Raw genomic sequence first — 24,876 nt, 5'->3', positions numbered from 1 at the left:
TACTTTTTTATTTACTTGTGACAAAGTTAAACGGTGGGCCACCATGATAAAGAAAGCCGTCATCCCCATAGGTGGAGACGCCACGAGGCTCCGCCCTCTCACGATAGAGACTTCTAAGGGCTTGGTCAGGCTTTTGAACAAGCCTATTCTGGAGCACTCCATTCTCAGTCTCGCGAAGGACGGAATTGAGGAGGTCTACCTTGGGGTTAGGGGCTATGTGAACTACACGACGCTCTTTGACTACTTTCGAGAGGGCTACTGGCTGCAGAAGAAATATGGCCTTGAAAAAGAAATTAGAATCCGCTACATGCCGCGCTATGAGAGTACAACCAACGGCGACGCCGTTTGGTACACAATGGAGTACTACGGGATAAAAGAACCTGTCGTAGTTATCCAGGGCGACAACATCTACCAGCTCAACATTCAGGACATGTACAAGTGGCACAGGAAGAAAAACGCCTTCATGACGATTGCCCTCCAGCCGGTTGAAGACGTCACAGGCTTTGGTGTGGCAAAGATAGACGATGACTACCGGATTGAATACTTCGTCGAGAAGCCAAGGCCGGAGCAGGCACCCAGCAACCTCGCCAACACAGGGATTTACATCCTCTCTGAGAACTTCTGGGAGTTCCTCAACGAGGGATGGGCAAAGGAGATGAAGGAAACTCGGAGGCTGGACTTTGGAGGTGACATAATCCCTGCCCTCATAGAGCACGGCTACGAGGTTTACGGCTATCCGATGGAGGGCTACTGGTTCGACGTCGGTACGCCTGAGAGGTATCTCAACGCCGCCATGTACCTGCTCCGTCACCTTTCACCCGAGGATATGGAGGCCGTTGAAATAACCCACGACGTTTACATGCAGGGCAAATCGGAGATGTCCGAAGACCTCCGGAGGAAGTTCCGGGAGATGATAAAGACTGGGAAGCTCATCGTGGAGGGTAAGGTGCTCCTGGGCAGGCACATCAGCATCGGAAAGGGGACTGCACTTGAGGACGCTGTTATAGACAACTACACGATCGTTGGTAGGAACTGCGAGATCCTCCACTCCGTTGTCATGGACAGGGTGAAGCTCGGAGACAACGTTAGGATAGTGAACTCCATAATAGGTCGCCACGTCGAGATTGGGAACAACGTGAGAATCGTAAACTCCGTAATCGGCGACAACGCCGTCATAGAGGACAACGTGAGGATGTACAACGTCAAAATCTGGCCACACGAGTTCGTGGAGAGGGGGGCAACGCTTGAGCACTACACCGTTAGGACGGGTGTGCCGAGAAGATGATTAAGATTGGAGTAAAGCCAGTCTTATTAGTGGCGTATTCCTTTTTCGTCTTTCTTGTTGAGGCATCCCTCGGAATCCACAGGAAGGTCGCTGACCTCTACCGGACTACTCAACGGATTGGCGGGATCCCCGGCGTTAAGTTTTACTGCGTTACCTCCACCTGGATTCTCGCCCTGGCCATTTTGATAGCCCCTCTCCTCCTCGGCTACCTCCTCCTTGAGCGCTACGAAGCCCTGAGAGAGCACGCGAAGAGCCACTTGCTTTTCGGTCTCCTCCTCGTCCCGGTCGGCCTCTGCAAGACTCTTTATGCTGGAGGCTTTGTAACGATGCTCTACTTCCTCTCCCTCGCAACCGGCCTGTCGTATCTCCTTCAGCAAGACTACTACGAAAAACGCCTTCACGAGCTCGCTCTGGTTGTCTTCACGTGGTTTTTAACCACATCGGCACTGATGCTCAAGCCCTGGGTGTGCTGAGGGACTTGCATCCCCAGCTTTGACTCTCAATCGAAAGGTATTAATTTCTGGTACTCAAACTAACTTCGGTGGGACGATGCACTACGAAGAAGTTGAGGTTCTCCTTCAAAGATCAGAGGACTACATGGAGCTTGCTGATTCTGCTTTTGATGAAGAGAAGTACGACGCCGCGATTTTTCTGACAGAACAAGCGATTCAGTTTTACCTCAAAGCCCTTCTGATTAAATACGCTGACGTGAGACTCAGAACTCACTCGGTAAGGGAGCTTCTGGCGGCCCTTGGGAAAGCCCTTGAAGCGGAAGAGAAGGTAGCTGACTTCATAAGGTCGCACCGGAGCCTTCTCAGAGAGCTTGAGGATGCATACATAGGGGCGAGGTATGAGCCGCGGCGCTACTACCGCGAGGACGCGGAGGAGCTTATGGAGTTCGTGAGGGAAGTTAGGGACTTCGTGGAGGGTCTAGCGGATGAGTTCGAAAGGAAGAGCCATTGAGGCAATGATCGAGCGCGGGAGGAAGAGGTACCTAATGATAAAGAACTACAAGCGCTACCTTCCAGCGATAAAGAGGGCTTGCGAGGAAGTCTTTGGTAAGTGCGAGCTCTACGTCTTTGGCAGCGTCCTGACCGGGAAGTTCACCGCTGGGAGTGACGTTGATCTGATGATAAAGGTTCAAAAAGTCCCAAAAAGCCTCCGCGAGAGGGCTGAATTCAAGGCGAGGATCGAAGAGCTCGCAGGCCTGCCCGATTATCACCCCTTTGAATTCCACATCGTTGATGAAGAGGGATTCGAGCGGTACGTAAAACTGCTGAAAGCCGAGCTGAAAAAAGTGGAATGAAGCAAAACTTAAGGTCTTCCTCTCTTCTTTGCGATCCACAGGAGGAACAATCCAGCCACTATGAATCCAGCAAGACTTGCGCCGTAGGGCAGCGTTGGGTGGACGCTCGCAAGGAAACCGGCTGTGATCGGCGTTACGAGGCCGAGGGCTCTGTTGTAGCTCGAAAGGGCGGCGTGGAACTCGGTGGTTTTTTCCTTCGGGATGAGTTTGAAGAGCCACGAGCGATAGAATGGGAACCACAGCGCGTTGCCGAAGTCCCCAATGGCGTAAACGACCAGGGCGAGCCAGAAAGGTGGGGCAAGGGTCATCACAAAGGCGTAGAGGGCGTTGAGAAACATTCCCAAAGCTATCACGTGGAAGCCCTTATTCTTTGGAACCCTCTCGCTGACGTATGTGCCTGCTATTCTGAGAAGACTGCTCGCGACTGCTATCAGCGTTATCTCGAAGACCGTCTTGTGAAGAACGAAGACGACATAGTTTATGAGGACGAACTCAGGAGCCAGCCCCCACGCGAGGGTCAAGAGAGTTTCAAACGCGATTAGGCGCTTGAACTCACCTGCTTTGAAAGTGAACCCCTCAGGACTTATCCTCTCCTCCTTCCCGACGCTCGGGAGGAAGAGCCAGAGGTAGGTGACAGTAACGACCGAGAATAGACCGAAGAAGAGGAAGGTCAGGCGGTAGTGCTCCGGCCTATTGTACACATACCCGAGGAGGTAGCCCATTATCGGAAAGCTCACCAAAGTGGCTATCTCGGGCAATCTTAGATGCCAGGCGAATATCTCCTCGTATTTGTCCTCAGGGTAAATTATCTGCTCGTAAGCCTGATATAGGGGATAGAGGAGAGTGGAGAGCTTGTCGATCACCTTGCCGCCGAAGAGCATCAGCGGCGCTATCGCTCCCTTGGCGAGGCCGTACATGACGTAGGCTATTCCATCGAGGATGTCTATCACTATGAGGCCCTTTTTGATATCCCAGCGGTTGAAGAGCCTGCCGAAGAGGTAGGTGAGCGGGATCGAGGCGATGTTCACTATCGTGAAGAACGCCCCGACTTCGAGGACGGAGTAGCCAGTCATCATGAGATAGAGCGGGAAGAGAGTCCAGGTTATTAGTCCAGGGGCTATGAGAGTGTGGTAGATCATGTAGGCCTTGGCTTCCCTGGGAATTTCGCTCCAGCGCATAAAGAACCCTCCGAAGGCCTAAAGTGTCGTGCTTTGAGTGAAAAAACTTTAAATAATTTTCGGCGGGAGTAACGATGGTGCCATGGATGGAAGAAAGGTGGGACTTTGACTCGTGGGCGGAGAGCTATGACGAGGACGTTATGAGCGACGGCTGGATACACAGCGATTATGAGAGAGTCCTTCGGCTTGTCGCGGAGAGGGCTAAGGGAGTGGTCGTTGATGTGGGCTGTGGCACGGGCAACATCCTCCGCTTCCTCCGCTGTGAGCGCTACATCGGCGTCGAGCCCTCGGAGGGGATGCGGAAGGCTTTTCGCGAGAAGTGGGGCTTTGAGCCCATTGACGGCCACTTCCTCGAAATCCCTCTTCCGGAGGGGAGCGCGGATACAGTGGTGAGCACCTACGCCTTCCACCACGTTCCTGACGAGGAGAAGGGGGAAGCGATAAGGGAAATGCTCCGCGTGCTGAGACCGGGAGGGATCCTAATCATAGCCGACGTCATGTTTGAGTCGGAAGACGAGAAAAGGCGCATAGGCGAGGAGGATGGCATACTGGAAGAGGTTCTGGAGGAGTACTTCGCGACCCTTGACCATTTGAGGGCGATTTTTGAAAGGCTGGATGTGGAGTGGAAGGCTGAGAGGGTTAACAGGTACGTCTGGGTGGTGGCGGTGGAAAAGCACTCCAACCTGCTCACCCCTGACCACAACCCCTAAATGGTTGAGCACCCAACTAACTAACATGCCCGACGAAGACCTAGCCAGGGAAGTCCAGGAGCTCAGGGAGGCCCTTGAAACGCTGAGGAAGAGCTTCGAGATAGTCTCCCAGATGGCCCAGTCCTACCTCCGGCTCCTCAACCTCTACGCGGAATACGGCGGGCTTAGCATAGACGTTGTTATTCCAGAGATAAAGCATGACCCGATAGCGAGGGAGATTGTGAAGATTCTCTTCGACCTGAGGAGGGCAAACGTGAGCCAAATAGCGCGGGAGCTCAAGGGGAGGCGTGGAAAGGCCTCGCGGAACACAGTCAGGGCAAAGCTTGAGGAGCTGGAGGAGCTGGGCGTCGTTAGAGAGGTGTCCTCCGAGGACAACAGAGGCAGGATATATACCCTCTCCCGCGATGTGGTCAGGAAGTGGTTAGAGCTGATCGGAATGCCGATTAGGTTTGAGCACGCTAATGATTATTGAGGTGATTGGTATGGTGAACGCGGAGAAGATTGAGAGGTTGATTGACGAGATCGTTGAGGAGATGAGGAACGCCAAGACACCGGAGGAGCTCGAAGCCCTCCAAAGGAAGGTGGAGATGCTCGAAGACCTCATAGAGGCCGTCGAGGGCGACAAGGACATCGAGAAAGCAGCAATTCTGATGGACAAGATCGGTCCCATAATGGAGGACATAATAGAGCCTATAAAGGAGCTCCTCAAGGAGCTATATAACCCTGAGAAGATGGCGGCAATGGGGAAGAGCGTCGCCGATTTCTACAAGAACCTCGTCGAGGCGGGAATGGACAAGGAGGCTGCTCTTGAGCTGACGAAGGAGTACATGGCCAGCATAAACGTCGTCAAGACCCTGACTGAGACCTTCGCAAACATGATGGCAAGCAAGGGCGGCAACGTGAGCGTTAACATCCCCCTCGGCCACAAGAAGGTCAGGGAAATAGAGATCGAGGAAGAGGAGGAGAAGGAGGAGTGAGCTTAGTCAGCTCTCTCCTTAAGCTTCTCTTTTTACATATTCCAAGGTCTCTATTCCAAATTGCGGGGTTAGTTAGGATTGTCCGCAGGGGAAGGAGGGCCTTTAGAAAGGCTTTGAAGAAGGAAGGCCTACCAGAAGAGGTTGTGGATGCTCTCACGGAGGAATTTTTCGTTGAGGTTGACTGGAAAGGGATGATTTTTAGAAAAGAAAGAGACTAAGTAAGGTCTTTTCTGAACACCAGCACGTTCGGCTCGTCGGTCTCGTCCCATAGGGACAGACCGAGCCGCTTGAGGCCGGGCAGGACCGGCATCATGCTCGCCGGGAGCATGAGGTCAAAGGCTTCGTCCCTATCCTTCGCTACCCACGCCATAGCTGGAAGCATTGCCTTTATGCATCCGAGGCCGAATGAGAGCGGTGTGAACGTAGTCCTTCCTTTCTCGACCAGGAACTTGAAGCCCGCTATCTCGTAAACCTCGGCCTTCCTTCTCAGCCACTCAAGGGCCTCCTCGCTTCTGTGGACGAACTTCCAGCCGAGAGGGATGATGCCGAGCGTTAGGTCCTCCATCGTCAGCTCCGCCGGCTCCGGTTCAACCGGCTCAAAGTCCTTAACTTTCGCGGCAAGGTTGAGGAAGCGTGCAAGGACTTTAAAGCCGTCCTTTTTGGCCATCGCTATGCTCTCCCTGTTGAGGAAGTAGGTCGCGAACTCAAGGGCATCTATCTTGCCCTCTTCGGCCAGCTCCTTCCCCCTCTCGACTATGAAGTTGTGAAGCATTCTTCCAAAGCCTCTGCCGCGGTAGTCTGGGTGTACTCTAAGCCCCTCCATCCAGCCGACTCTCTTGGGCAGGAGGGTGAGCTTCGCCGTCCCGATTACCTTTCCATCAAGCTCAAGCACGTAGAAGTTCCCGTCTTCAACCCACTCGTCGAAGACGCGCGCTAAATAATCTTCACCGCCCCACGTCAGCCTCGCTATTTCCTCGATGAAGGGCTTATCTTCGGGTTTGGCTTCACGTATGATGGGTTCCATTGTGGTTCACCTGATAGGACTTATCCCGCTTCAGGTTTTAGAGCTTTGGGCTTCTCTTCCCCTCTTCCCGAATTAACTCGTAAAACAGCTCGTCCACGTATTTCCCATCGCTTCAGCCGAGGCCTGCCACTCTTCCCTCATTATGTCATAGAACAACACATCAACGTACCCCTCCGGCGTCCACGCATGTTTCCTTAATTTTCCCGTCAGCTTGAAGCTGTTCTTCTCAAGAACCTTTATTGAGGCGGCGTTGTTCTCATAGGTTCTCGCAAAGACCTTGCGCAGGTTCATGTATTGAAAGCAAAATCTCAAGGCCAGCTTTACAGCCTCACTCGCGTAGCCCTTCCCCCAGTGTTCTTTTCCGATGAAATAACCTATCTCTGCCGTTCCGTTCCTGAAGTCTATTCCGCTCAAGATAACTGTCCCAACAAGTTCGCCATCATCATTAAGTACTGCAAAGGCCCTCTTGGTTGGCTTTTTGGCCGTCAGATTCTCGTACCACCTCATCCACTCTTCGAGCGTTGAAACATCGGATGGATCGGCGAGACTTTTGGCGACCTCTCTGTCGTTATTCCATTCCCATATTTTCTGAACGTCCTCCTTGATAATCACACCTAAGGCGACTTTCTCCCCCTTAAGGATGATGGGCCTCATAGCCATCCCCACGGTTACAACGCAAAAGAGTTTTTAAAAAGTTTTCATGCAAAGTTATTTTGGAGATGTGGGATGGAACGGTGGAGAAGGGGCGTTAGTTTGACACTGATTTCAGCTTACTAGGTGGTTCAAGATGAACATTCTAAAGCTCTACTATGAAGAGGCCCTCAGAACGTTTCGGGAATCGGGAGGGGGCGAGGAAGATTTCTACTGGCTCGTCGGCAGCTTACTAGCCAGATATCCCTCCTATAGAGAAGAGCTGGAGATCAGAAAGAGGCTCATGGAGATGATAACCGAGGAAGTTAAGGGGAAGGTTCTCGACGTCGGCTGCGGGACTGGAGTTCTAACGTTCAAGATGGCCTTAAAAGACGGGGTTGAGATGGTCGTTGGCGTTGATAGGAAAGAGGAGGTAATCGAGTTCTGCAACCGCTTGGGGGATAGAGTTACGAAAAATGCCAAGTTCGTTCAGGGAAACTTTTTGGAAATGGGCCTCGACGAAAAGTTCGACTCCGTAGTGTTCTCGTACGTTCTGCACGACTTTGAGCCGGAGCCGTTTCTTGAGAGGGCCCTCGAAGTGCTCGAAGAAGGAGGGCGCGTCATCGTTGGGGACTTCGACATTAACGACCTGAGGAAGAGAATAAGGGAATTCGCAAGATGGAAGGGGATGAAAATAGTCAAGGGCGTTACCGTTGGCCGGGCGGAGAGCCACGGCGATCTACGGGAGGCGTTTTTGATGGTTGTTGAGAGGTTGTGAGTTGAGACTTTGCAGCCATCACGGGAGTTAATGGTATCGATCGCCCAATAGTTGGCCACTTCAGAAGGCTTTCTAGATGTATGAGTTTGTGTCTGGCTTTCGATGTTGAACGGGGAAAAGATGTGAGCTAGTCTCCGCTTTCCTCCAGGTGGTGCAGCTTTAGATGCTCTCCCAGGAATCCCAGAACTTCTCCAGCCTTGAAGCCGGCACCGAGCACCAGCAGAGCTATTGCGAACATCAGTCTGGCCCCAGACAGACCCAGCTTGTCCACAGCAAAGCCGTAGACGGCATAGAAAACCGCCATCACCAATCCGGCGAGCATCCTGTCGAGGGAAAGGATGGTTGCCCTCTTCTCGCTCGGTATCCTGTGCTGGAACTCCACGTTCAGGTTGAAGCCGAAAGCCGCCGTTATGATGGTGAGGGCTATTCCAAGGGCGACTATCCAGAGAGGGTTGGTGTAAACCACGGAGAGAACCGTTAACAGTGGGAGGAGAACTGGGGCGAGGGAGTAGGCTTTCCTGCTCCAGGAGTCGCGGAGGCGGACGCCGATGAGCCTTGGAACCGTCCTGACTGTGACCTCGACGACACCGAGAAGTCCTAAAGTGCCCATGAGTGTTGTCCCGAGGCTTTTGGCCAGTACCCCTCCAAGGTAGGGCTCGAAGAACTTCCTGAACTGATTGGTTTGCATGCCAACGATGATAGATAGCAAAACCAGCCAGAAGAGCCTCGGCTGGAAGAGCTCCCTTAGTGAAGAGAGAGTGTGACCTAGGTAATTTCTCTCCGTTTTCTTGAACTCGTACTCCGGGATCGAGAGGATTAGGGCTACCGCCAAAAGCTCAACTATGAGGCCCAGGACGATGGGCAGGGTGAAGCCGTAGAACTGCGCCAGAAAAGCCCCCACAACGAGGGTTGTCGCAGAGAGAGGAATCGTTATGCTTTTAGCTTCGCGCATAACCTTTCTGTATTCCCTCTCCCTCCCTATGTGCTTCAGGTCGTCGAAGAGCCACGCCTCAAAGCTTCCACTGACGAAGGAGGCGCCCAGGGCGGATATGAGCGCATATAGGAGAAGCATGGGGAAGTTGTGAAGGAAGAGGAGAACAACACTTCCAAATGCATGGATGGTAAAGCCGAGGAGGACGCTCAGCTTCCTGCTTATTTTGTCGCCGACGACCCCAGTTGGAACCTCGAAGAGAAAGCCACCAAGAACCATCACCGAGGTCTCAAGGCCTATCTGGGCGTAGCTGAACCCCTTGGAGAGGAAGTAGATGACGAGCAAGTTACCGAGGAAGCCAGTGCTCATCAGGGCCATCAGGAGCTTAAACTTCTTGATTAAATCCATACTTAATCCCTCCAAACGTTTTAAAGCATGCAACTTTGTTTTCACCATTCGCCTATCGATTCAACCATCATAACAGTCTTCCCGTCCTCCTCTTTCACACCCGCAGCGAGGTCTTTGCCCAGAACCTCCACCCAGCCGCGCTCCCAGAGGGACTTTTTCCAGAGGACTTCCCCGTTTGGGCTGAGCTCCATAACGGAGGCCGTTCCTTCGACCTCTCCTCCGACGAGAAGGCCATCTCCAAGCGGAAGGAGTGAGGTGGCGGCGCCGTTTGGAAGGGTTACTTCCCACTCCTTGCTCCAGACCCAGAGGTCATTTTCCTTGTAGCCGGCGAGGATAAGTTTGTCGTCCCAGAGCGTTGAAGTGAGAGCTATTCCTTCCTCCGTTATTGTTGTCCTATCCAGAAAGTTCCCCTCGGAATCGAAGTCAAAGGCGACGACTTTCCAGCACTCCTCCTTAACGCTCCCGATGAGCTTTGGCTTATCTCCTAGAAGGAGGGATACCGTAACAACCTCCTCCCAATTGCCAAAGTCCTTCAGCCACTCCAGCTCGCCGTCCATCGAGAGCTTTCCAACAAAAAAGCCCATGTTTCCTGGCCGTCCTGTGTCGCCGGCTATGAACACCGAATCCCCCGCGAGAAGGATGGAGTAGGTAGCCTCGTTGCCCCTTATCTCAATCTTCCTCTCCCAGAGGACGTTTAAATCCTCATCGAGCCTTGCAACGTAGGCCTTCCACCCAACACCGCCGTCGGACGTTGCTTTCCCCTCGGCGGCACCCCCTATCATGTAGCCTCCCTCTATCCTCGCTATCGAATGCCCCTCCCAGTCGTTTTTTCCACTCAAGAAGTGAGTTTCGAGGATTTCTTCGCCCATAACTCTGGCCAGCAGGATTTTATAGTTCCTTCCGTCGTGGACGCTCCCGATGAGCAGGTCATCCACCAGAGCGACTGGAACTGTCTCAAAGCCGAAGGAATACCTCTTCATTTGAAGTCCTCCCGTTTAGCTAACCGTTTTTAAAGATAAAAGTTTTAAGGTTTTTGTGGGCGGTAGTAATTGTGTGGTCATAATGGGAAAGAACAGCTTCAACAGTGGAATCCTCACCCTCCTCGTGGTAATCATGATAATCCTCGCCTTTGTTCCTGCCTACTTCATCGGATACCTCTACTTTGGCCTGGTGGTCGTTTATCTTGCCATCCTCTACGTTGTCGAGAGGAGAGGGCACAGGAAGCTCTCTATGGTGATTTCCTACCTCTTTGGCCTTGTTGTGGTGTACCTCGTCATGAAAAAAGCCGAAAAGTGGGATGTCAGGCTTTTCACTTTGGTAGCGGTTCTGGGCGCGCTTTCACTCATAAGGAGGGTGAAAAATGAGGGTAGCACTAATCCCAATGCGCGTTGAGGACGGAAACTTCGGGGCCAACTGGGAGGAGTTCAAAAGGCGCTTTAATGAGGCCTTAGAATATGATACTGATTTTCTCGTTTTCCCCGAGTACTGCCTGACGGGTTTTAAGGAGTGGGACTTCAGTGGAGCGGAGCTCTACGACGAGATAACCGCGAGGGTGAGCGAGCTGGCGAGGAAAAACAACGTCTACGTCGTCTTTGGCCTGCTTGAGCCATACAAGAACTGCGTTTACAATTCCGCCTTACTCATCGGGCGGAACGGCAAAGTCCTCCTCAAGCACCGCAAGTTCCAGGAACCTTACAAGTTCTGCACGGGCAACACGGTTAGGACTGCCAGAACGGAGTCCGGGAAGGTTGCCATTATCATCTGCGGCGACCTCTACAACAGGCGCATAGCCAAGTGGGTGAGGAGGAAAAGGCCAGATTTTCTCTTCGTGCCCATGGAGTATTCGCCCGAATACGGAGAACCAAACGAAGAGGACATCGCGGCCATGTCGGAGCGCGTCGGACTCCTAGGGGTTAAGACTTTCATCGTGAACAGCTTTCCGCCCGGCGGTGCATGGGTCTTTGATGGAGACGGGACGCTAATCGGTGAGAGCAGGGGAGAGGAGCTCCTCCTCTGGGAGGGGCAACCCTAAAATACCCCCACTCCAACTTTTTTTCGGTGGTTCCCATGGAGCTCTACGACGTTGATGAGTTCTGGAAGTTCGACCTCCGCGTCGGGCTGGTTAAGAGGGCCGAGAAGCTGAAGCGTACGAGGAAGCTCATAAAGCTCGATGTGGACTTTGGGGGCGAGGAGAGGACGGTAATAACGGGCATAGCCGACCAGTACTCCCCGGAAGAGCTTGAGGGTAAGAGGTTCGTTTTCGTCCTCAACCTCAAGCCGAAAAAGTTGAGCGGTGTTGAGAGTCAGGGGATGCTCATAGTTGCGGAAACCGAGGACGGTAAGGTCTACCTCCTGCCGGTTCCGGAAGAGGTACCCGTCGGAACGAGGGTGTGGTGAATGCTCTTCGGAATTCCAGAATCCAAAAACCCGAACCTCCTGCTCCTTGGAATCCGCTGGGACGGCTCTTCTTCATACCGGAGGGGCGCGAGGGACGGCCCAAAGGCCATAAGGGAGGCAACATCAAGCGAGCTATACAACAGCTACACAGAGAATCTCGTCAACCTTGCGGAGAGATGGCGGTACAGAGACCTTGGCGACGTGGAGGGGGAATCCTTCGCGGAGGTTCTTGAGAGGGTGAGGAAGCTCGTGGGGGAGAACTACAGTGGTGAGAGGTTTCTCTTCCTCGGCGGCGACCACTCCATAACCTACGCCACCTTCAGGGCCCTCAGGGAGGCGAGCGGGGAAGAGTTTGGGCTGATATACTTCGATGCTCACCCGGACCTCTATCCTGAGTACGAAGGTGACCCCTACTCCCACGCCTGTCCCGTGAGGCGCCTCGTGGAGGAGGGCTGGGTTAGGGGCGAAAACGTTGTTCAGGTGGGGATAAGGGCCCCAACTCCTGAACAGCTTGACTTCGCTGAGAGAGAAGGCATACTGATTTACTCCGCCTCGGAAGTGTGGAAGGGGGCCGAGGTGGAGGTTCCCTTCGAGAGGGCCTACCTCTCCTTCGACCTCGACGTCCTCGACCCGGCGTTTGCCCCCGGCGTTGGAAACCCGGAGCCTGGAGGGCTCAGCACGAGGGAGCTCATTGAGCTCATAAAAAGCATTGACGCCGAGGTTGTGGCCTTCGACGTGGTAGAGCTCAACCCGCACTATGACGTGAGCAACGTAACGGCCTTCTCGGCAGCTAAGATAATCAGGGAAGTCCTTGGGAGGTGAGAGGATGTGGCCCTCCGCGAAGTTCATTGATGAGAGAGTGGCATTCTCACGGATGCCGGCGGAGAGGGAGCTCGACGAAGTGACTAGAGACTTTGACGCAGTAGTTGTTCTCGTTGAGGAGCACGAGCTTCCCTATTCGCTCGATGAGTGGGAAAAGAGAGGTTTAGAATTCCTTCACAGCCCCATTCCAGACTTCACGGCTCCAAGCGTTGAGCAGCTCCTCGAAATCCTCCGGTGGATCGAAGAGCGAGTTAGAGAAGGCAAGAAAGTTCTAATCCACTGCATGGGCGGCCTGGGAAGGAGCGGAACGGTGGCGGTTGCTTGGCTCATGTACTCGAGGGGTCTTTCTCTCCGCGAGGCCCTCATGGAAGTCAGGAGAAAGAGACCTGGAGCGGTTGAAACACAGGAGCAGATGGAGGTTTTGAAGGAGCTTGAGGAGAGAATCTAACGCCTGGATTTTTGCTTTTGTGGACAGCCTTTCCTGGCGACAGGTTTATATACTTTCACCATCACCCGGCCCCGGTGAGTACCATGGTAGAGAGAAGCATTAAATCCCGGGTTTTATCTATGGGCGCATCACTGCTTTTCAAGGTGACTTACTGCCATCATCTCTTCTGAAGATGTCCCTGGCCTAAAGGTTAGTGCAGACTTTTTCGGGGGGTGTTCTTCTTGAGGTACACACTCCGGGACTATTTGAGGCTAGCCGAGATTGGGAACCGGCTCAGAGGGGTCTTCGACCTCTGGAACTACCGCGAAATAGTGTTTCCCGCAGTAGAGGAGTACTCTGAGTCAATAAGGAAGGGAACGAAGTTCGCCCACAACAACGAGTTTTACGTGATATGCCCAGACGCCACGTCCAGGATAATAAGGGATTTCAACAACGGGGAAGCGAGGATCTACTACATAAGCGAGGTTCTCGATGGAGAAATCCACGGGGTCTGGGAGGCTGGAGTGGAGCTGATCGGCGGCAGAGAGCCGGATATGTACGTTGAGGTCCCGAGCGTTCTGATAACTGCCCTCGAATCACTCGGAATCGAGGACTTCTACATAGACGTTGGGAGCGTTAAGGTCTGGGAGGAGGCAACGAGGGGCATTGAACCCTTCAGGGAAGAAGTCAGGAGGGCCCTTTTAACCAGAAACTTCGGGATCATAGAATCCCTGCCGATATCCGCGGGCAGGAAAAGGGCTTTGTGGAGACTCTTCAACTTCAGGGGGAAGAGGTCGGGCGTCGAAAAGCTCGACGCGATAGCGGAGCTCCTCGGCGATGAGAGGGTTTTCCTGGACTTCGGGACCGTGAGGCCGCTCCCCTACTACACGGATGTTATCTTTGAGGTCTATTCTCCGAGGCTCGGGAAGCCCCTTGGCGGCGGCGGGGAGTACCTGGTGGGGAATAAAAAGGCCATAGGCTTTGCCCTCGACTTAGGAGCCCTCTTGAAGCTCTACAGGGGGCGGGAAAGGAAGAGGCAGGTGCTCACGGGAGAGCCTGGGGAAGTCTACAGGAGGGCCAGGGAGCTCGTGAAAATGGGCATTCCCGTGGAGGTGAGGCCATGAGGTTCGTTCTCCCGAAAGGAAGGCTCCTAAAGCCCAGCATAGAGTTCCTGAGGAAAGCTGGAGTTGAGCTGGAGCTCCCGAACGGGAGGGAGCTTGTTTCGGCCGATGGTAGGGTTCTCCTCGCGAGGGCCTTCGACGTTCCCGTTTACGTCGAACACGGGGTTGAGGTGGGGATAGCTGGCAGCGACGTGGTTTTGGAGAGGGGGAGCGACCTTTTCATTCCCCTGGAACTGCCCTTCGGAAAGTGCAGGATAAGCGTGGCCGTTCCCGGGGAGAGGAAAAGGTATCCTGAGGACATGGACGGCTTCAGGATAGCCACGAAATACCCACGGATAGCAAGCTCTTATTTCGACTCGATTGGCGTTGACGTTGAGGTTATGAAGCTCCACGGGAGCGTTGAGCTCTCCGTCAGGACGGGGATAGCCGATGCCATAGTTGACATCGTCGAGACCGGCCAGACGCTGAGGGAGAACGGCCTCGTCGAGGTTGCCAAGGTTATGGACGTTTCCGCGCTCCTTCTCGTCAACAGGATAGCGCAGAAGGTTCTGTTCGATGAGATAAACGAGCTTGTGATGAAGCTTAGGGGGGTTTTGGATGAAGGGGCTTGAAGAATACGTTAGGGAAATCCTGGAGGACATCAGGAGAAGGGGCCTTGAGGCCCTGAGGGAGTACTCGGAAAGGTTCGACAACTACTCGGGCCCGTTCAGGGTTTCGGAGGGGGAGTTCGAGGAGGCAGAGGAACTCGTGCCAGAGGAGGACAAGAGGGTAATCGAGGAGACGATGGAGCGCCTCTGGGAGTACCACGAGAGGCAGTTCAGGGATGCAGAGCTCTACATCAAGAGGGGCTCTCTCTACGGCCTTATATATCGCCCGATAGGGAGGATAGGGATATACGTTCCCGGGGGAAAGCCGCTCCCGTCGACGTTCATGATGGTCGGGATTCCAGCCAGAATAGCCGGGGTCAGGGAGATAGCAGTCACGACGCCGCCCAAAGACGGGAAGGTGAACCCCTACGTTCTCTACGTGGCAAAACTGCTCGGGATCGAGGAGGTCTACAAGCTCGGCGGGGTGGGGGCAATAGCGGCGATGGCCTACGGGGTTGGCATGAGGAGGGTTGACAAGATATTCGGGCCCGGGAACAGGTTCGTCAACGAGGCCAAGAGGCAGGTGTTCGGCATTGTTGGAATAGACAGCCTCGCAGGGCCTTCTGAGATAGCCGTGATAGCCGATGAGAGTGCAGATAAGGATTACGTGCTCGCCGATCTCCTCAGTCAGCTCGAGCACGGGAAGGACAGTAAGGCATGGCTCCTGACCACCTCCAGGGAGCTCGCAGATTACTGCTCAAGGGAGGGGATAGAGGTTCTCCTATGCAGGAACCTGGAGGAATGCGCCGAGAAGGCCAACGAGATAGCCCCCGAGCACCTTGAGATAATAACCGAAAACCCTGAGGAGCTCGTTGACCTCATCGAGAACGCTGGAGCCATCTACCTCGGCCCCTACACTCCCGTCCCAGCAGCCGACTACTTCCTCGGCGTTAACCACGTCCTCCCAACAGGAGGAGCGGCCAGGTTCAGCGGGGTTCTGACGGTGATGGACTTCATGAAGCCCATAACCCTCGCGAGGGTGAGCAGGGAGGAGTTTTTGGCCTACAGAAGGCTGGGGGTGAGGATGGCTGAGATAGAGGGGATGGAAGCCCACAGGAGGAGCCTGGAGGTGAGGAGATGAGGCGAACGACAAAGGAAACAGATATAGAGGTCGAGCTCGACGTCGAGGGGACCATAGAGACGGGCGATCCTGTCTTAGATCACCTCCTGATGGCCCTCTTCCACTACATGGGAAGGAATGCCCGGGTTAAAGCCACCTACGACCTCAGGCACCACCTTTGGGAGGACGTGGGGATAACCCTGGGGCTGGAGCTGAGGGAGAAGCTCCCAGGGAAGTTCGCCCGCTTCGGGAGCGCTGTAATGCCGATGGACGACGCGCTCATTCTGGTTGCCCTTGACATCTCTGGGAGGCCCTACCTGAACCTTGAGCTCTTCCCGCTGGAGGAAGAGGAGGGATTCAGCGTAACACTCGTCAGGGAGTTCCTCTGGGGGCTGGCGCGCTCGCTCAGGGCGACCATCCACGTCAAACAGCTTGGGGGAGTAAACGCGCACCACATAATAGAGGCCGCCTTCAAAGGGCTAGGAATAGCCCTCGCCCAGGCTATAGCGGAGAGCGAAAGGCTGGAGAGCACCAAGGGGGTCCTAGAATGATAGCCGTAGTTGACCTCGGGATAGGGAACCTCGCCAACGTGAGGAAGGCCCTCGGAGGGGTGATCACGAGCGACCCCTACGCGATAGAGGGGGCCGAGAAGATAGTCCTCCCGGGGGTCGGGAACTTCGGGGCGGTGATGGAAAAGCTGGAACCGCTCAGGGGAGTTATAATCGATGCGATAAACGACGGAAAGCCCCTGCTGGGTATCTGCCTCGGCCTCCAGCTTCTCTTCGAGGGGAGCGAGGAGAGCCCCGGAAAGCCTGGTCTGGGGGTCTTCAGGGGAAATGTCGTGCGCTTCCAGGGCGTTAGGGTGCCCCACATCGGCTGGAACCAGGTGTGGCAGAGGAAGGAGTGCCCGCTCTTCGAGGGCATAAAGGACGGTGCCTACTTCTACTTCGTCCACTCCTACTATGCTCTCCCCGAGGAGGACGTAACGGTGGGAGTGACGGACTACGAGTCGAAGGGGGCCAAGGTGGTCTTCACCTCGGCCGTCTGCAGGGACAACGTTTACGCCGTCCAGTTCCACCCCGAGAAGAGCGGGAGGAACGGGCTGAGGCTTTTGGAGAACTTCAGGAGGCTGTGAGATGGACGTTTATCCGGCTATAGACCTGATGGGTGGAAAGGCCGTGAGGCTCTACAGGGGGAGGAGGGAGAGCGTTAAGGTCTATGGAGATCCAGTGAAGATCGCCCAGGGCTTTTCGGAGCTCGTGGACAAGATTCACGTCGTTGACCTCGACGGGGCGTTCGAGGGGCGGCCCAGGAACCTCGACGTGGTGGAGAGGATAATCGAGGAGACCGGCCTGAGGGTTCAGGTCGGGGGAGGCTTCAGAACCTACGAAGCCGTGGGGAGGGCTTACGAGATCGGCGTGGAGAACGTCATACTCGGCACGAAGGCCCTCGATACGGCTTTCCTTGAAAGGCTCACCTATGAGTTCAGCGGGATAACCGTAAGTCTGGACGTCAAAGACGGAAGGATAGCGGTGAAGGGCTGGGTCGAGGAGGGTTCGATAAAAGTGAGAGATGCCTTCGAGATCCTCAGGAACTACGTGAACCGCTTTGTGTACACTTCCATCGAAAGGGACGGTACTCTGACTGGAGTTGACGAGATAGGGCGCTTCTGGGGGGACGAGGAGTTCATATACGCTGGTGGAGTTTCCAGCGCTGAGGACATCGTTAGGCTTGCCGAGAGGGGCTTTTCTGGGGTTATTGTGGGGAAGGCCCTTTACGAGGGAGTAGTTAAGCTGGAAGACCTCCTGGAGGTGGCCAAATGCTTGCGAAGAGGATAATAGCGGCCCTGGACATAAGGGCGGGAAGGGTGGTCAAGGGGATAAAGTTCAGGAACATCCGGGATGCGGGCGATCCCGTCGAGCTGGCGAGGAGGTACGAGAGCGAGGGGATAGACGAGATAGTCTTCCTTGACATAACGGCGTCGCACGAGAAGAGGGGAATCCTCTTAGACCTCGTTGAGAGGGTCGCCGAGGAGATATACGTCCCCTTCACCGTTGGCGGCGGAATCAAGAGCGCCGAGGAAGCGGGGGAGATAATCAAGCGAGGAGCTGATAAGGTCTTTGTGAACACTGCAGCGGTCGAGAGGCCCGAGCTGGTGGGGGAGATAGCCGAGCTCGTAGGGAGCGCGAACCTCGTGGTTGCCATAGACGCCAAGTGGAACGGCTCCTTCTGGGAGGTCTACACCCACGGAGGGAGGAAACCGAGGGGAATCGACGCGGTTGAGTGGGCCAGGAAGGTGGAGGAGCTGGGAGCAGGGGAGATACTCCTGACGAGCATGGACACCGACGGGACGAAGGAGGGCTTCGACATCCCCCTGACGAAGGCGGTGGCGAATGCCGTTGACATACCCGTCATAGCCTCCGGGGGAGCCGGAAGGCCGGAGCACTTCTACGAGGCCTTCAAGGCTGGAGCGGAGGCGGCATTAGCCGCTTCTATATTCCACTACGGAGAATACACGGTCGGTCAGCTTAAGGAGTTCCTGGCCGGGAGGGGGATTCCAGTTAGACTGGACTACTGAGGTGGGAGCATGAGCATCGAGGAGCTGGTAGAGAAGGTTGACTGGGAAAAGAACGGAGGGGTCGTTCCCGTTGTTGTCCAGGACACGGAGGGGGAGGTACTAACCCTCGCCTACATGGACAGGGAAGCGCTGAGGAGGACCCTTGAGACGGGCTACGCCCATTACTACTCCCGCTCCCAGGGAAGGGTGAGGATGAAGGGGGAGGTGAGCGGAAACCTCCAGGTCGTCAGGGAGATCAGGGTAGACTGCGACAGCGACGCCCTTCTCCTGAAGGTCGAGCCCAAAGGCCCGGCCTGCCACACGGGGAACTACTCCTGCTTTTACCGAAAACTCGGGGAGCCCGAGAGGGTTCTCCCGATGGATTACTCGCTCACAATCCTCAGGGAGCTCGAGGAGCTGATAAGGAAGAGGAAGGAAAGCCCCGTCGAGGGTTCCTACACGTCGAGGCTCTTCAGGGAAGGCAGGGAGAGGATATACAAGAAGTTCGGGGAGGAGGCAGTTGAGGTTCTCGTGGCGGAAAACAGGGAGGCCTTGATCTACGAAACTGCCGACATGCTCTACCACCTCCTCGTTCTCCTGGCCTACAACGATGTTTCCCTCGGGGAGGTCATGGCCGAGCTCAGGAGGCGGCGGAAATGATAAGGGATGAGGTAAAGGCCTTCAAGCCCTACCGCGTTCTGGAGGGGAACTATAGGGTATGGCTGGACAAGAACGAGAGTCCCCACGACCTTCCCGAGGAGCTGAAGGAGGAGATATTTGAAGAGCTGAAGAGCGTTCCCTTCAACCGCTACCCCCACATAACCTCCATGCCGGTGAGGGAAGCGATAGGAGAGTTCTACGGGCTCCCGGCTGAAAACGTGGCCGTTGGGAAGGGAGGTGATGAGCTCATCGGCTATCTCGTCCGCCTCTTCGAGGGGAATTACGTGATAACAACCCCCCCGACCTTCGGGATGTATTCCTTCTACGCCAGGCTGAACGGGATTCCTGTGGTTGAGGTGCCTCTGAGAGAGGACTTCACGATAGACGGCGACCTTATTGCCGAGAAGGCGAAAAAAGCGTCGGCTGTCTTCATAGCATCGCCCAACAACCCCACGGGAAACCTCCAACCTGTGGAAGAGATCATCAAAGTCCTCGAAACGGGAAAGGCCGTTGTCGTTGATGAGGCCTACGTCGAGTTCGCGGGAAAAGACCTCCTCGGCCTCCTGGATGAGTATCCCAACCTCGTCCTGCTGAGAACCTTTTCAAAGGCCTTCGGCTTAGCTGGAGCTAGGATAGGCTACGCCCTCGCTAGCGAGGAGATAATTGAGGCACTCTACCGGATAAAGTCGCCCTTCAGCGTGGACATCTTCGCCCAGGCTGTCGTTAAAGTCGTGCTGATGCACCCAGGGCTCTTCAGGGAGAGGATTAGGGAAATAGTGAGGGAGCGCGAGAGGGTGAGGAGATCGCTCGGAGAGCTGGCCTACCCGAGCGACGCCAACTTCCTCCTGGTTAAGGCGGACGCGCACTCCTTCCTCCTGGAGAGGGGGATCGTGGTTCGTAAGCTCTCGGGGAGGCTGAGGGGACACATAAGGGTCACGATAGGGAGGAGGAGGGAGAACGACGCCTTCCTGAAGGCGATGGAGGAGTGGAAGGATGTGGCTGGTCTTTGACGTTGACGGGACGCTCATAAACGTGAGCGAAAGCTACGACATGGCCGTGAAGCTTACCTCTGAGTACCTCCTGGAGGAGCTTGGAAAGCCCTCGGAGGTTGAAATCGAGCTGGTAAGGGAACTGAGGAGGAAGGGGGTCTTTGGAGACGACTTCAAGCTCAGCGAGGCCCTGGTGAGGGCCCTCTTCGCTAGTCTGAATGACTGGGAACAAATTCCAGAGGGAGCTGGCGTTGAGTACTTCAGGAGAAACTTCCCGCTTGGAATTGACCCGGGTCACGTTGAGAGGGTCTTCAACACCTTCTACATGGGAGAGCTCTACGAGGACAGGCTCTTTGACTTCGAGGGCCTCTGGAGGCTTGAAAAGCCGCTCGTAGATGTCGAGCTCCTCCGGGAGGCGGGGGAGAGGTTCAAGCTGGGCGTTGTGACGGGGAGGAACAGACTGGAGATGGAGCTTGCAGAGAGGATCATCGGCTTCAGGTTTCCGAAGGTTGTGACGAGGGAAAGCGGTTTGAAGCCCGACCCCGAGCTCCTCCGATGCCTCGTAGGGGGTGAGGAGGGGGTTTACATCGGGGACACGGCAGGGGACGAGCTGTTCATCGAGAACTACAGGAAAAAATACGGGGACTTCGGTTTTCTGATGGTCGGCAGGGACATGGAAAATGCGAACGAAGCGATAAAAATGTTTTTGGAGGGGGTTAAACGAGGGCCTTAACGCCCTCTCGGTCTTTTTGGCTACTCCCCTGGACACCTAAACATGTCCAAAGCCTTATATCCTAACTCCCCATTTTGACACCGGTGAGCTCAAATGGGTGATGGTTTTTGGATTGAGCAGGGCTATTAGAAAAGCCGAGAAGAACGCCATAATAGCCGAGCTGAAGGTCTATTCTCCGAAGTACGGGGATCTTCTGAAGGGCAGGGACCCCTTTGAGATTCTGAGGGCCTACGAAAGGGCAGGAGCTGTTGGAATCTCCTACATAACCGACCCGAAGTACTTCAGAGGGAGCTTTGAGTTCCTCAGGAGACTCTGCAGGGAGACGAAACTGCCGGTTCTGCGGAAGGACTTCATAGCCAGCAAGGAGGAAATCGAAAGGACTGCTGAAGCAGGAGCTTCGGCGGTTCTCCTGATAACGCGGCTTCTGAAAGAGGAACTGCCCGAGTTCGTGGACTTAGCGAAGGAGCACGGCTTGGACACCCTCGTGGAGGTGCACACCGAGGAGGAGCTGGCGATAGCACTCCAGACGGACTCAACGATGATAGGGATAAACAACCGCGACATAGGGAAGCTCGAGCTCGACGACGGCAACGTGAGCCTAACAGAAAAGCTAGCGCCGCTCATACCGAAAAGATACGTGAAGGTCAGCGAGAGCGGCATAGCGGGCACGGAAGACCTGAAGAGGGCTTTAAGACATGCGGATGCCGCTCTGATAGGCACCGCGCTCATGAAGGCCCCGGATCCTGAGGAGTTTCTCAGAAAGCTCGTGGAGGTGGAAGTATGAGCCTTCTTGCGAAGATCGTCGAGGGAAAGAACCTGAGCTTTGAGGAGGCCTACGAGCTCTTCAACGAGCTGAAGGAGAGCGGCGAGGCCCTGATAGGGGCCTACCTGGCTGCACTCCAGACCAAGGGCTACACCGGCGAAGAGCTCGCGGGCCTGGCGAGGGCAATGAGGGACAGCGCAGTCAAGCTCGACCTCGGGAGGGTGGCCGATACAGCCGGGACGGGGGGAGACGGCAGCTCGACCATAAACGTCAGCACGGCCTCGGCTTTGATACTCTCGGCCTTCACGAGGGTCGCTAAACACGGAAACGTTTCCATAACATCGAAGAGCGGTTCAGCCAACGTACTTGAGGCGCTTGGCGTAAACATACGGGTTCCCCCTGAGAGGGCCAGGGAGATGGTCGAAAGGACGAACTTCACGTTCATCTTCGCCCCCGCATATCACCCGGCACTCAAACCAATAATGCCCGTGAGAAAGGCCCTCGGAATAAAGACAGTCTTCAACGTCATCGGGCCGCTTGCGAATCCAGCGGATCCAGCATACCAGGTAGTCGGCGTTAACTCTCCAGAGCTTCTGGAGCCCGTGGCTGAGGCCCTGGAGTTCCTTGGGGTTGAAAGGGCCCTGGTCGTCCACGGTTCGGGCATGGATGAGGTGTCCCCACACAGAGAGACCCTCGTCCTGGAGGTAGGCAATGGAGTCGAGAGGTACGCGCTCTCGCCTGAAGACTTCGGAATCGAGCCTGTGAAGCCCCTGCCGTGCTCCTCCCCCAAGGAGAGCGCCGCGAGGATAAAGGCGGTTCTGGGGGGTTCTGGAAGGCGGGAGGACAGGGACTTCATCCTCGTCAACGCTTCAGCTGCTCTCTACGCCTCAGGGGTTGCGGGGGACTTCAGGGAGGGCCTTGAGATGGCCAGGGAAGCCCTTGGCCAAGGAATGCTTGAAAAACTGGAGGAGATAGCATGCCTCTCAAAAAGCTGAAGCCCGTTGATCCCATAAAGCTCTACAGCGCCATCAGAGACCTCAGAATGCCATTTATGCTCCGCTCTGCCGAGAAGGACTCCAGGAAGGCCAGATTCACCTACATATCGGCCGAGCCGGAGTTCGTCGTGGAGGTCGGCGAGGGGACTGAGATCGACGGGGAGCGAGTTTCCGACGAGAGGAACCCCCTCAGAGCTCTTAAAGGGCTCATGGGGGAGAGGGTCGAGGGCAGAAGGTTCATGGGTGGCTTCGTTGGCTACGTCTCCTACGATTCGGTACACTCCATCATCGGGGGGAAGATCGAAGAGCCCTCGGTCTTCGGCTACTACCCCTGGACCTTCATCTACGACCACTCTACCGGCGCTCTTTCCTTCTTTTACCTCAGAGAGGCTCCTTTCGACCCCGAGGCCTTAGTTGAAAGGGCCAGGAGGGAAGAGTCACGGCTTGAAGACGGCGGTTCGGAGGTCATATCCACCGACGCGGGCATGGAAGAGTTCGTTGAAATCGTCAGGGCTGGGAAGGAGTACATCTACTCGGGGGACGTCTTCCAGGTGGTTCTGTCGCGCGAGTACAGGGTTAGAACGGATCTCGATGCCCTCGAAATCTACAAGCGGCTCGTGGAGCTCAACCCCTCCCCGTACACCTTCATCCTGGAGTTCGAGAAGACCGTCGTAGGGGCCTCACCCGAAACCATGGGTTCCGTCGAGGGGAGAACCTTCAAGATAAACCCCATAGCAGGAACAGCGCCGAGGGGAAGGACGGAGGAGGAAGACCGGGAGCTGGAAAAGGCCCTACTCTCCGACGAGAAAGAGCGAGCTGAGCACGTCATGCTCGTTGACCTTGCTAGAAACGACGTCAGGAGGGTTTCAAAGCCCGGGAGCGTTAAGTTAACCCGCTTCTTCGACGTCCTGAAGTACAGCCACGTCCAGCACATAGAGAGCGAGGTGGTCGGTGAACTCGATAAGGGGAAAAACGCGTTCGACGCCATGGAGGCGGCTTTTCCGGCGGGAACACTAACCGGAGCCCCGAAGATAAGGGCGATGGAGATCATAGACGAGCTGGAGAGGAGCAGGAGAAAGGTCTACGGGGGAGCAGTGGGTTACTTCTCCCTCACCGGGGACGCCGACATGGCGATAGCGATAAGGATGGCCGAGATCGAGGGCAGGAAAGCGAGCGTTAGGGCCGGGGCAGGAATAGTGGCGGATTCAGTTCCAGAGAAGGAGTTCTTCGAGACCGAGAACAAAATGAGAGCAGTTCTGAAGGCGCTGGGGGTGAGGGAATGATAGTCCTCGTCAACAACAGGGACTCCTTCGTCTGGAATTTAGCCGAGTACGCCTCCCTCTTCGACAGAGTGAAGGTCGTTCCGAACACTATAACCGTTGGGGAGCTCAGAAAGCTTGATCCAGATGGAGTGATAATCTCCCCCGGCCCTGGGCACCCGCTCGAGAGGAGGGAAGTGGGAAACTCGCCGGAGATAGTCCTAGAGGCGGGGGTACCCATCCTCGGGGTCTGCCTCGGCCACCAGATAATAGCGACGGCCTTCGGCGGGAAGGTGGGGAGGGTAAAGCCGAGGCACGGGAGGGCCAGTCCCGTAAAGCACGACGGGAAGGGCGTTTTGAGGGGAATCAAGAACCCGCTGACCGCTGGAAGGTACCACTCCCTCGCCGTTCTGGAAGTCCCGAGGGAGTTCGAGGTGAGCGCCGTTTCCCTCGACGATAACGTGGTCATGGGGATAAGGCACAGGAAGCTCCCGATAGAGGGCCTTCAGTTCCACCCTGAAAGCGTTCTGACTGAATGGGAGAGAAAAGAAGGTTTGAGGATCATCAAAAACTTCGTGGAGATGAGCAGAAATGGTTGAGTTCGTTAAGATATGCGGCGTAAAAACAATGGATGAGCTCAGGCTTGTCGAGAGGTACGCCGATGCAACGGGAGTGGTGGTGAACTCAAGGTCGAAGAGGAAGGTGCCGCTGAAGACGGCCGCGGAGCTGATTGAGCTGGCTGAGATTCCAATATACCTGGTCTCGACCATGAAGACCTTCCCCGAGTGGGTCAACGCGGTAGAGAAGACCGGGGCCGAGTATATCCAGGTGCACTCGGACATGCACCCCAAGGCCGTCAACAGGCTGAAGGATGAGTACGGTGTGAGCGTTATGAAGGCCTTCATGGTCCCAAGGGAGAGCGACGACCCAGGAGAGGACGCGGAAAGGCTCCTCGAGCTCATAGGGCAGTACGAGGTTGACAGAATACTCCTCGACACAGGGGCGGGGAGCGGGAGGAGGCACGACTACAGGGTGAGCGCGATAATAGCCAAGGAGTACCCGATAGTCCTGGCCGGAGGTTTGACCCCGGAGAACGTTGGGGAAGCGATAAGGTGGGTTAAACCAGCTGGAGTCGACGTTTCGAGCGGCGTTGAGAGGGACGGCGTCAAAGACCGGGTTTTGATAGAGGCCTTCATGGCGGTGGTGAGGAATGGATGAT

General features: G+C 55.4%; 34 protein-coding genes. 29 read left to right on the top strand and 5 right to left on the bottom strand.

Annotated elements, in window-relative coordinates:
- Positions 1-43: 43 nt before the first annotated feature.
- The 4 genes from ACZ5TN_RS04745 to ACZ5TN_RS04730 all read left to right on the top strand — a co-directional run bounded on the left by ACZ5TN_RS04745 (position 44) and on the right by ACZ5TN_RS04730 (position 2,591).
- Positions 44-1,285: a sugar phosphate nucleotidyltransferase gene (locus ACZ5TN_RS04745; RefSeq protein ID WP_011249174.1), complete on the top strand. Its 1,242-nt coding sequence runs from the start codon at positions 44-46 to the stop codon at positions 1,283-1,285.
- Positions 1,282-1,758 carry a hypothetical protein gene (locus ACZ5TN_RS04740; protein ID WP_464917304.1) on the top strand — a complete coding sequence of 159 codons (477 nt, stop codon included), beginning with the start codon at positions 1,282-1,284 and terminating at the stop codon, positions 1,756-1,758. The genes ACZ5TN_RS04745 and ACZ5TN_RS04740 overlap by 4 nt, the downstream gene beginning before the upstream one ends.
- A 76-nt stretch (positions 1,759-1,834) precedes the next feature.
- Positions 1,835-2,248, top strand: a complete 414-nt coding sequence (locus ACZ5TN_RS04735; RefSeq protein WP_011249176.1) for a HEPN domain-containing protein — start codon at positions 1,835-1,837, stop codon at positions 2,246-2,248.
- Positions 2,223-2,591, top strand: coding sequence for a nucleotidyltransferase domain-containing protein (locus tag ACZ5TN_RS04730; protein ID WP_464917303.1), 369 nt, complete (start codon positions 2,223-2,225; stop codon positions 2,589-2,591). The genes ACZ5TN_RS04735 and ACZ5TN_RS04730 overlap by 26 nt, the downstream gene beginning before the upstream one ends.
- Before the next feature lie 8 nt (positions 2,592-2,599).
- On the opposite strand, the gene ACZ5TN_RS04725 is transcribed toward ACZ5TN_RS04730, so the two are convergent.
- Positions 2,600-3,769, bottom strand: coding sequence for an MFS transporter (locus ACZ5TN_RS04725; RefSeq protein WP_464917302.1), 1,170 nt, complete (start codon positions 3,767-3,769; stop codon positions 2,600-2,602).
- An 86-nt stretch (positions 3,770-3,855) separates the two neighbouring features.
- Here ACZ5TN_RS04725 and ACZ5TN_RS04720 point away from each other — a divergent pair, with 86 nt between their 5' ends.
- Genes ACZ5TN_RS04720 through ACZ5TN_RS04705 form a run of 4 tightly spaced genes read left to right on the top strand, consistent with a single transcriptional unit; the run spans position 3,856 to position 5,674 of the window.
- A complete protein-coding gene (locus ACZ5TN_RS04720; RefSeq protein ID WP_464917508.1) occupies positions 3,856-4,479 on the top strand; it encodes a class I SAM-dependent methyltransferase in 624 nt (207 codons plus the stop codon).
- 25 nt (positions 4,480-4,504) lie between these two features.
- The gene (locus ACZ5TN_RS04715) at positions 4,505-4,951 is read left to right on the top strand and encodes a helix-turn-helix domain-containing protein (RefSeq protein WP_011249180.1); all 447 of its coding nucleotides are present in this window, start codon (positions 4,505-4,507) and stop codon (positions 4,949-4,951) included.
- A 10-nt stretch (positions 4,952-4,961) separates the two neighbouring features.
- Positions 4,962-5,456 (top strand): hypothetical protein, encoded by a 495-nt coding sequence (locus ACZ5TN_RS04710; RefSeq protein ID WP_011249181.1) that lies wholly within the window; start codon positions 4,962-4,964, stop codon positions 5,454-5,456.
- Positions 5,453-5,674: a hypothetical protein gene (locus ACZ5TN_RS04705; RefSeq protein WP_011249182.1), complete on the top strand. Its 222-nt coding sequence runs from the start codon at positions 5,453-5,455 to the stop codon at positions 5,672-5,674. Before ACZ5TN_RS04710 ends, ACZ5TN_RS04705 begins: the two co-directional genes overlap by 4 nt.
- On the opposite strand, the gene ACZ5TN_RS04700 is transcribed toward ACZ5TN_RS04705, so the two are convergent.
- Both ACZ5TN_RS04700 and ACZ5TN_RS04695 read right to left on the bottom strand, forming a co-directional pair.
- On the bottom strand, positions 5,671-6,480 hold the full coding sequence (locus tag ACZ5TN_RS04700) for a GNAT family N-acetyltransferase (RefSeq protein WP_464917301.1): 810 nt from the start codon (positions 6,478-6,480) through the stop codon (positions 5,671-5,673). The genes ACZ5TN_RS04705 and ACZ5TN_RS04700 overlap by 4 nt on opposite strands.
- Positions 6,481-6,552: 72 nt before the next feature.
- Entirely contained in the window at positions 6,553-7,140 is a 588-nt protein-coding gene (locus ACZ5TN_RS04695) for a GNAT family N-acetyltransferase (protein WP_464917507.1), read from the bottom strand.
- A 127-nt stretch (positions 7,141-7,267) separates the two neighbouring features.
- Here ACZ5TN_RS04695 and ACZ5TN_RS04690 point away from each other — a divergent pair, with 127 nt between their 5' ends.
- Complete coding sequence (locus ACZ5TN_RS04690) at positions 7,268-7,888, top strand: class I SAM-dependent methyltransferase (RefSeq protein WP_464917300.1); 621 nt, start codon at positions 7,268-7,270, stop codon at positions 7,886-7,888.
- 127 nt (positions 7,889-8,015) lie between these two features.
- On the opposite strand, the gene ACZ5TN_RS04685 is transcribed toward ACZ5TN_RS04690, so the two are convergent.
- Complete coding sequence (locus ACZ5TN_RS04685) at positions 8,016-9,227, bottom strand: MFS transporter (RefSeq protein WP_464917299.1); 1,212 nt, start codon at positions 9,225-9,227, stop codon at positions 8,016-8,018.
- 41 nt (positions 9,228-9,268) lie between these two features.
- Positions 9,269-10,207 carry a hypothetical protein gene (locus ACZ5TN_RS04680; RefSeq protein WP_464917298.1) on the bottom strand — a complete coding sequence of 313 codons (939 nt, stop codon included), beginning with the start codon at positions 10,205-10,207 and terminating at the stop codon, positions 9,269-9,271.
- A gap of 73 nt (positions 10,208-10,280) precedes the next feature.
- Here ACZ5TN_RS04680 and ACZ5TN_RS04675 point away from each other — a divergent pair, with 73 nt between their 5' ends.
- The 20 genes from ACZ5TN_RS04675 to ACZ5TN_RS04580 all read left to right on the top strand — a co-directional run bounded on the left by ACZ5TN_RS04675 (position 10,281) and on the right by ACZ5TN_RS04580 (position 24,875).
- Positions 10,281-10,619 carry a hypothetical protein gene (locus ACZ5TN_RS04675; RefSeq protein WP_054840076.1) on the top strand — a complete coding sequence of 113 codons (339 nt, stop codon included), beginning with the start codon at positions 10,281-10,283 and terminating at the stop codon, positions 10,617-10,619.
- Entirely contained in the window at positions 10,588-11,259 is a 672-nt protein-coding gene (locus ACZ5TN_RS04670) for a carbon-nitrogen hydrolase family protein (RefSeq protein ID WP_464917297.1), read from the top strand. The genes ACZ5TN_RS04675 and ACZ5TN_RS04670 overlap by 32 nt, the downstream gene beginning before the upstream one ends.
- A 35-nt stretch (positions 11,260-11,294) precedes the next feature.
- A complete protein-coding gene (gene metG, locus ACZ5TN_RS04665) occupies positions 11,295-11,624 on the top strand; it encodes a methionine--tRNA ligase subunit beta (protein WP_464917506.1) in 330 nt (109 codons plus the stop codon).
- Positions 11,625-12,446: an agmatinase gene (gene speB / locus ACZ5TN_RS04660; RefSeq protein ID WP_464917296.1), complete on the top strand. Its 822-nt coding sequence runs from the start codon at positions 11,625-11,627 to the stop codon at positions 12,444-12,446.
- A 4-nt stretch (positions 12,447-12,450) separates the two neighbouring features.
- Entirely contained in the window at positions 12,451-12,894 is a 444-nt protein-coding gene (locus ACZ5TN_RS04655) for a protein-tyrosine phosphatase family protein (RefSeq protein ID WP_464917295.1), read from the top strand.
- 221 nt (positions 12,895-13,115) lie between these two features.
- Positions 13,116-13,997 carry an ATP phosphoribosyltransferase regulatory subunit gene (locus ACZ5TN_RS04650; protein WP_011249197.1) on the top strand — a complete coding sequence of 294 codons (882 nt, stop codon included), beginning with the start codon at positions 13,116-13,118 and terminating at the stop codon, positions 13,995-13,997.
- Positions 13,994-14,605 (top strand): ATP phosphoribosyltransferase, encoded by a 612-nt coding sequence (gene hisG, locus ACZ5TN_RS04645; protein ID WP_464917294.1) that lies wholly within the window; start codon positions 13,994-13,996, stop codon positions 14,603-14,605. The genes ACZ5TN_RS04650 and hisG overlap by 4 nt, the downstream gene beginning before the upstream one ends.
- Entirely contained in the window at positions 14,592-15,722 is a 1,131-nt protein-coding gene (gene hisD, locus ACZ5TN_RS04640) for a histidinol dehydrogenase (protein WP_464917293.1), read from the top strand. Before hisG ends, hisD begins: the two co-directional genes overlap by 14 nt.
- Positions 15,719-16,252 (top strand): imidazoleglycerol-phosphate dehydratase HisB, encoded by a 534-nt coding sequence (gene hisB / locus ACZ5TN_RS04635; protein ID WP_464917292.1) that lies wholly within the window; start codon positions 15,719-15,721, stop codon positions 16,250-16,252. The genes hisD and hisB overlap by 4 nt, the downstream gene beginning before the upstream one ends.
- On the top strand, positions 16,249-16,836 hold the full coding sequence (hisH, locus tag ACZ5TN_RS04630) for an imidazole glycerol phosphate synthase subunit HisH (protein WP_011249201.1): 588 nt from the start codon (positions 16,249-16,251) through the stop codon (positions 16,834-16,836). The genes hisB and hisH overlap by 4 nt, the downstream gene beginning before the upstream one ends.
- Position 16,837: 1 nt before the next feature.
- Positions 16,838-17,539 (top strand): 1-(5-phosphoribosyl)-5-((5-phosphoribosylamino)methylideneamino)imidazole-4-carboxamide isomerase, encoded by a 702-nt coding sequence (gene hisA / locus ACZ5TN_RS04625; RefSeq protein WP_464917291.1) that lies wholly within the window; start codon positions 16,838-16,840, stop codon positions 17,537-17,539.
- On the top strand, positions 17,521-18,279 hold the full coding sequence (gene hisF / locus ACZ5TN_RS04620) for an imidazole glycerol phosphate synthase subunit HisF (RefSeq protein ID WP_464917290.1): 759 nt from the start codon (positions 17,521-17,523) through the stop codon (positions 18,277-18,279). Before hisA ends, hisF begins: the two co-directional genes overlap by 19 nt.
- A 9-nt stretch (positions 18,280-18,288) precedes the next feature.
- On the top strand, positions 18,289-18,918 hold the full coding sequence (hisIE, locus tag ACZ5TN_RS04615; protein WP_011249204.1) for a bifunctional phosphoribosyl-AMP cyclohydrolase/phosphoribosyl-ATP diphosphatase HisIE: 630 nt from the start codon (positions 18,289-18,291) through the stop codon (positions 18,916-18,918).
- Positions 18,915-19,928, top strand: coding sequence for a histidinol-phosphate transaminase (gene hisC / locus ACZ5TN_RS04610; protein WP_464917289.1), 1,014 nt, complete (start codon positions 18,915-18,917; stop codon positions 19,926-19,928). Before hisIE ends, hisC begins: the two co-directional genes overlap by 4 nt.
- A complete protein-coding gene (locus ACZ5TN_RS04605; RefSeq protein WP_464917288.1) occupies positions 19,912-20,640 on the top strand; it encodes an HAD family hydrolase in 729 nt (242 codons plus the stop codon). Before hisC ends, ACZ5TN_RS04605 begins: the two co-directional genes overlap by 17 nt.
- Before the next feature lie 97 nt (positions 20,641-20,737).
- The gene (gene trpC / locus ACZ5TN_RS04600) at positions 20,738-21,424 is read left to right on the top strand and encodes an indole-3-glycerol phosphate synthase TrpC (protein WP_464917287.1); all 687 of its coding nucleotides are present in this window, start codon (positions 20,738-20,740) and stop codon (positions 21,422-21,424) included.
- Complete coding sequence (gene trpD / locus ACZ5TN_RS04595) at positions 21,421-22,398, top strand: anthranilate phosphoribosyltransferase (protein WP_464917286.1); 978 nt, start codon at positions 21,421-21,423, stop codon at positions 22,396-22,398. The genes trpC and trpD overlap by 4 nt, the downstream gene beginning before the upstream one ends.
- The gene (locus ACZ5TN_RS04590) at positions 22,380-23,681 is read left to right on the top strand and encodes an anthranilate synthase component I (protein ID WP_464917285.1); all 1,302 of its coding nucleotides are present in this window, start codon (positions 22,380-22,382) and stop codon (positions 23,679-23,681) included. Before trpD ends, ACZ5TN_RS04590 begins: the two co-directional genes overlap by 19 nt.
- The gene (locus tag ACZ5TN_RS04585) at positions 23,678-24,256 is read left to right on the top strand and encodes an aminodeoxychorismate/anthranilate synthase component II (RefSeq protein ID WP_464917284.1); all 579 of its coding nucleotides are present in this window, start codon (positions 23,678-23,680) and stop codon (positions 24,254-24,256) included. Before ACZ5TN_RS04590 ends, ACZ5TN_RS04585 begins: the two co-directional genes overlap by 4 nt.
- Positions 24,249-24,875, top strand: coding sequence for a phosphoribosylanthranilate isomerase (locus ACZ5TN_RS04580; RefSeq protein WP_464917283.1), 627 nt, complete (start codon positions 24,249-24,251; stop codon positions 24,873-24,875). The genes ACZ5TN_RS04585 and ACZ5TN_RS04580 overlap by 8 nt, the downstream gene beginning before the upstream one ends.
- The last annotated feature ends 1 nt before the right edge of the window (position 24,876 follow it).

The sequence above is a fragment of the Thermococcus sp. JCM 11816 genome, assembly GCF_055396515.1.
The sequence above is the reverse complement of the archived record's forward strand: the minus strand, read 5'-3'. Positions and strand labels throughout refer to the sequence as shown.

Coding starts and splice junctions, on each gene's coding strand:
- ACZ5TN_RS04745 (WP_011249174.1), top strand. CDS start 44: ATGATAAAGAAAGCCGTCATCCCCATAGGTGGAGACGCCACGAGGCTC.
- ACZ5TN_RS04740 (WP_464917304.1), top strand. CDS start 1,282: ATGATTAAGATTGGAGTAAAGCCAGTCTTATTAGTGGCGTATTCCTTT.
- ACZ5TN_RS04735 (WP_011249176.1), top strand. CDS start 1,835: ATGCACTACGAAGAAGTTGAGGTTCTCCTTCAAAGATCAGAGGACTAC.
- ACZ5TN_RS04730 (WP_464917303.1), top strand. CDS start 2,223: ATGAGTTCGAAAGGAAGAGCCATTGAGGCAATGATCGAGCGCGGGAGG.
- ACZ5TN_RS04725 (WP_464917302.1), bottom strand. CDS start 3,769: ATGCGCTGGAGCGAAATTCCCAGGGAAGCCAAGGCCTACATGATCTAC.
- ACZ5TN_RS04720 (WP_464917508.1), top strand. CDS start 3,856: ATGGAAGAAAGGTGGGACTTTGACTCGTGGGCGGAGAGCTATGACGAG.
- ACZ5TN_RS04715 (WP_011249180.1), top strand. CDS start 4,505: ATGCCCGACGAAGACCTAGCCAGGGAAGTCCAGGAGCTCAGGGAGGCC.
- ACZ5TN_RS04710 (WP_011249181.1), top strand. CDS start 4,962: ATGGTGAACGCGGAGAAGATTGAGAGGTTGATTGACGAGATCGTTGAG.
- ACZ5TN_RS04700 (WP_464917301.1), bottom strand. CDS start 6,480: ATGGAACCCATCATACGTGAAGCCAAACCCGAAGATAAGCCCTTCATC.
- ACZ5TN_RS04695 (WP_464917507.1), bottom strand. CDS start 7,140: ATGGCTATGAGGCCCATCATCCTTAAGGGGGAGAAAGTCGCCTTAGGT.
- ACZ5TN_RS04690 (WP_464917300.1), top strand. CDS start 7,268: ATGAACATTCTAAAGCTCTACTATGAAGAGGCCCTCAGAACGTTTCGG.
- ACZ5TN_RS04685 (WP_464917299.1), bottom strand. CDS start 9,227: ATGGATTTAATCAAGAAGTTTAAGCTCCTGATGGCCCTGATGAGCACT.
- ACZ5TN_RS04680 (WP_464917298.1), bottom strand. CDS start 10,207: ATGAAGAGGTATTCCTTCGGCTTTGAGACAGTTCCAGTCGCTCTGGTG.
- ACZ5TN_RS04670 (WP_464917297.1), top strand. CDS start 10,588: ATGAGGGTAGCACTAATCCCAATGCGCGTTGAGGACGGAAACTTCGGG.
- metG (WP_464917506.1), top strand. CDS start 11,295: ATGGAGCTCTACGACGTTGATGAGTTCTGGAAGTTCGACCTCCGCGTC.
- speB (WP_464917296.1), top strand. CDS start 11,625: ATGCTCTTCGGAATTCCAGAATCCAAAAACCCGAACCTCCTGCTCCTT.
- ACZ5TN_RS04655 (WP_464917295.1), top strand. CDS start 12,451: ATGTGGCCCTCCGCGAAGTTCATTGATGAGAGAGTGGCATTCTCACGG.
- hisG (WP_464917294.1), top strand. CDS start 13,994: ATGAGGTTCGTTCTCCCGAAAGGAAGGCTCCTAAAGCCCAGCATAGAG.
- hisD (WP_464917293.1), top strand. CDS start 14,592: ATGAAGGGGCTTGAAGAATACGTTAGGGAAATCCTGGAGGACATCAGG.
- hisB (WP_464917292.1), top strand. CDS start 15,719: ATGAGGCGAACGACAAAGGAAACAGATATAGAGGTCGAGCTCGACGTC.
- hisH (WP_011249201.1), top strand. CDS start 16,249: ATGATAGCCGTAGTTGACCTCGGGATAGGGAACCTCGCCAACGTGAGG.
- hisA (WP_464917291.1), top strand. CDS start 16,838: ATGGACGTTTATCCGGCTATAGACCTGATGGGTGGAAAGGCCGTGAGG.
- hisF (WP_464917290.1), top strand. CDS start 17,521: ATGCTTGCGAAGAGGATAATAGCGGCCCTGGACATAAGGGCGGGAAGG.
- hisIE (WP_011249204.1), top strand. CDS start 18,289: ATGAGCATCGAGGAGCTGGTAGAGAAGGTTGACTGGGAAAAGAACGGA.
- hisC (WP_464917289.1), top strand. CDS start 18,915: ATGATAAGGGATGAGGTAAAGGCCTTCAAGCCCTACCGCGTTCTGGAG.
- ACZ5TN_RS04605 (WP_464917288.1), top strand. CDS start 19,912: ATGTGGCTGGTCTTTGACGTTGACGGGACGCTCATAAACGTGAGCGAA.
- trpD (WP_464917286.1), top strand. CDS start 21,421: ATGAGCCTTCTTGCGAAGATCGTCGAGGGAAAGAACCTGAGCTTTGAG.
- ACZ5TN_RS04590 (WP_464917285.1), top strand. CDS start 22,380: ATGCCTCTCAAAAAGCTGAAGCCCGTTGATCCCATAAAGCTCTACAGC.
- ACZ5TN_RS04585 (WP_464917284.1), top strand. CDS start 23,678: ATGATAGTCCTCGTCAACAACAGGGACTCCTTCGTCTGGAATTTAGCC.
- ACZ5TN_RS04580 (WP_464917283.1), top strand. CDS start 24,249: ATGGTTGAGTTCGTTAAGATATGCGGCGTAAAAACAATGGATGAGCTC.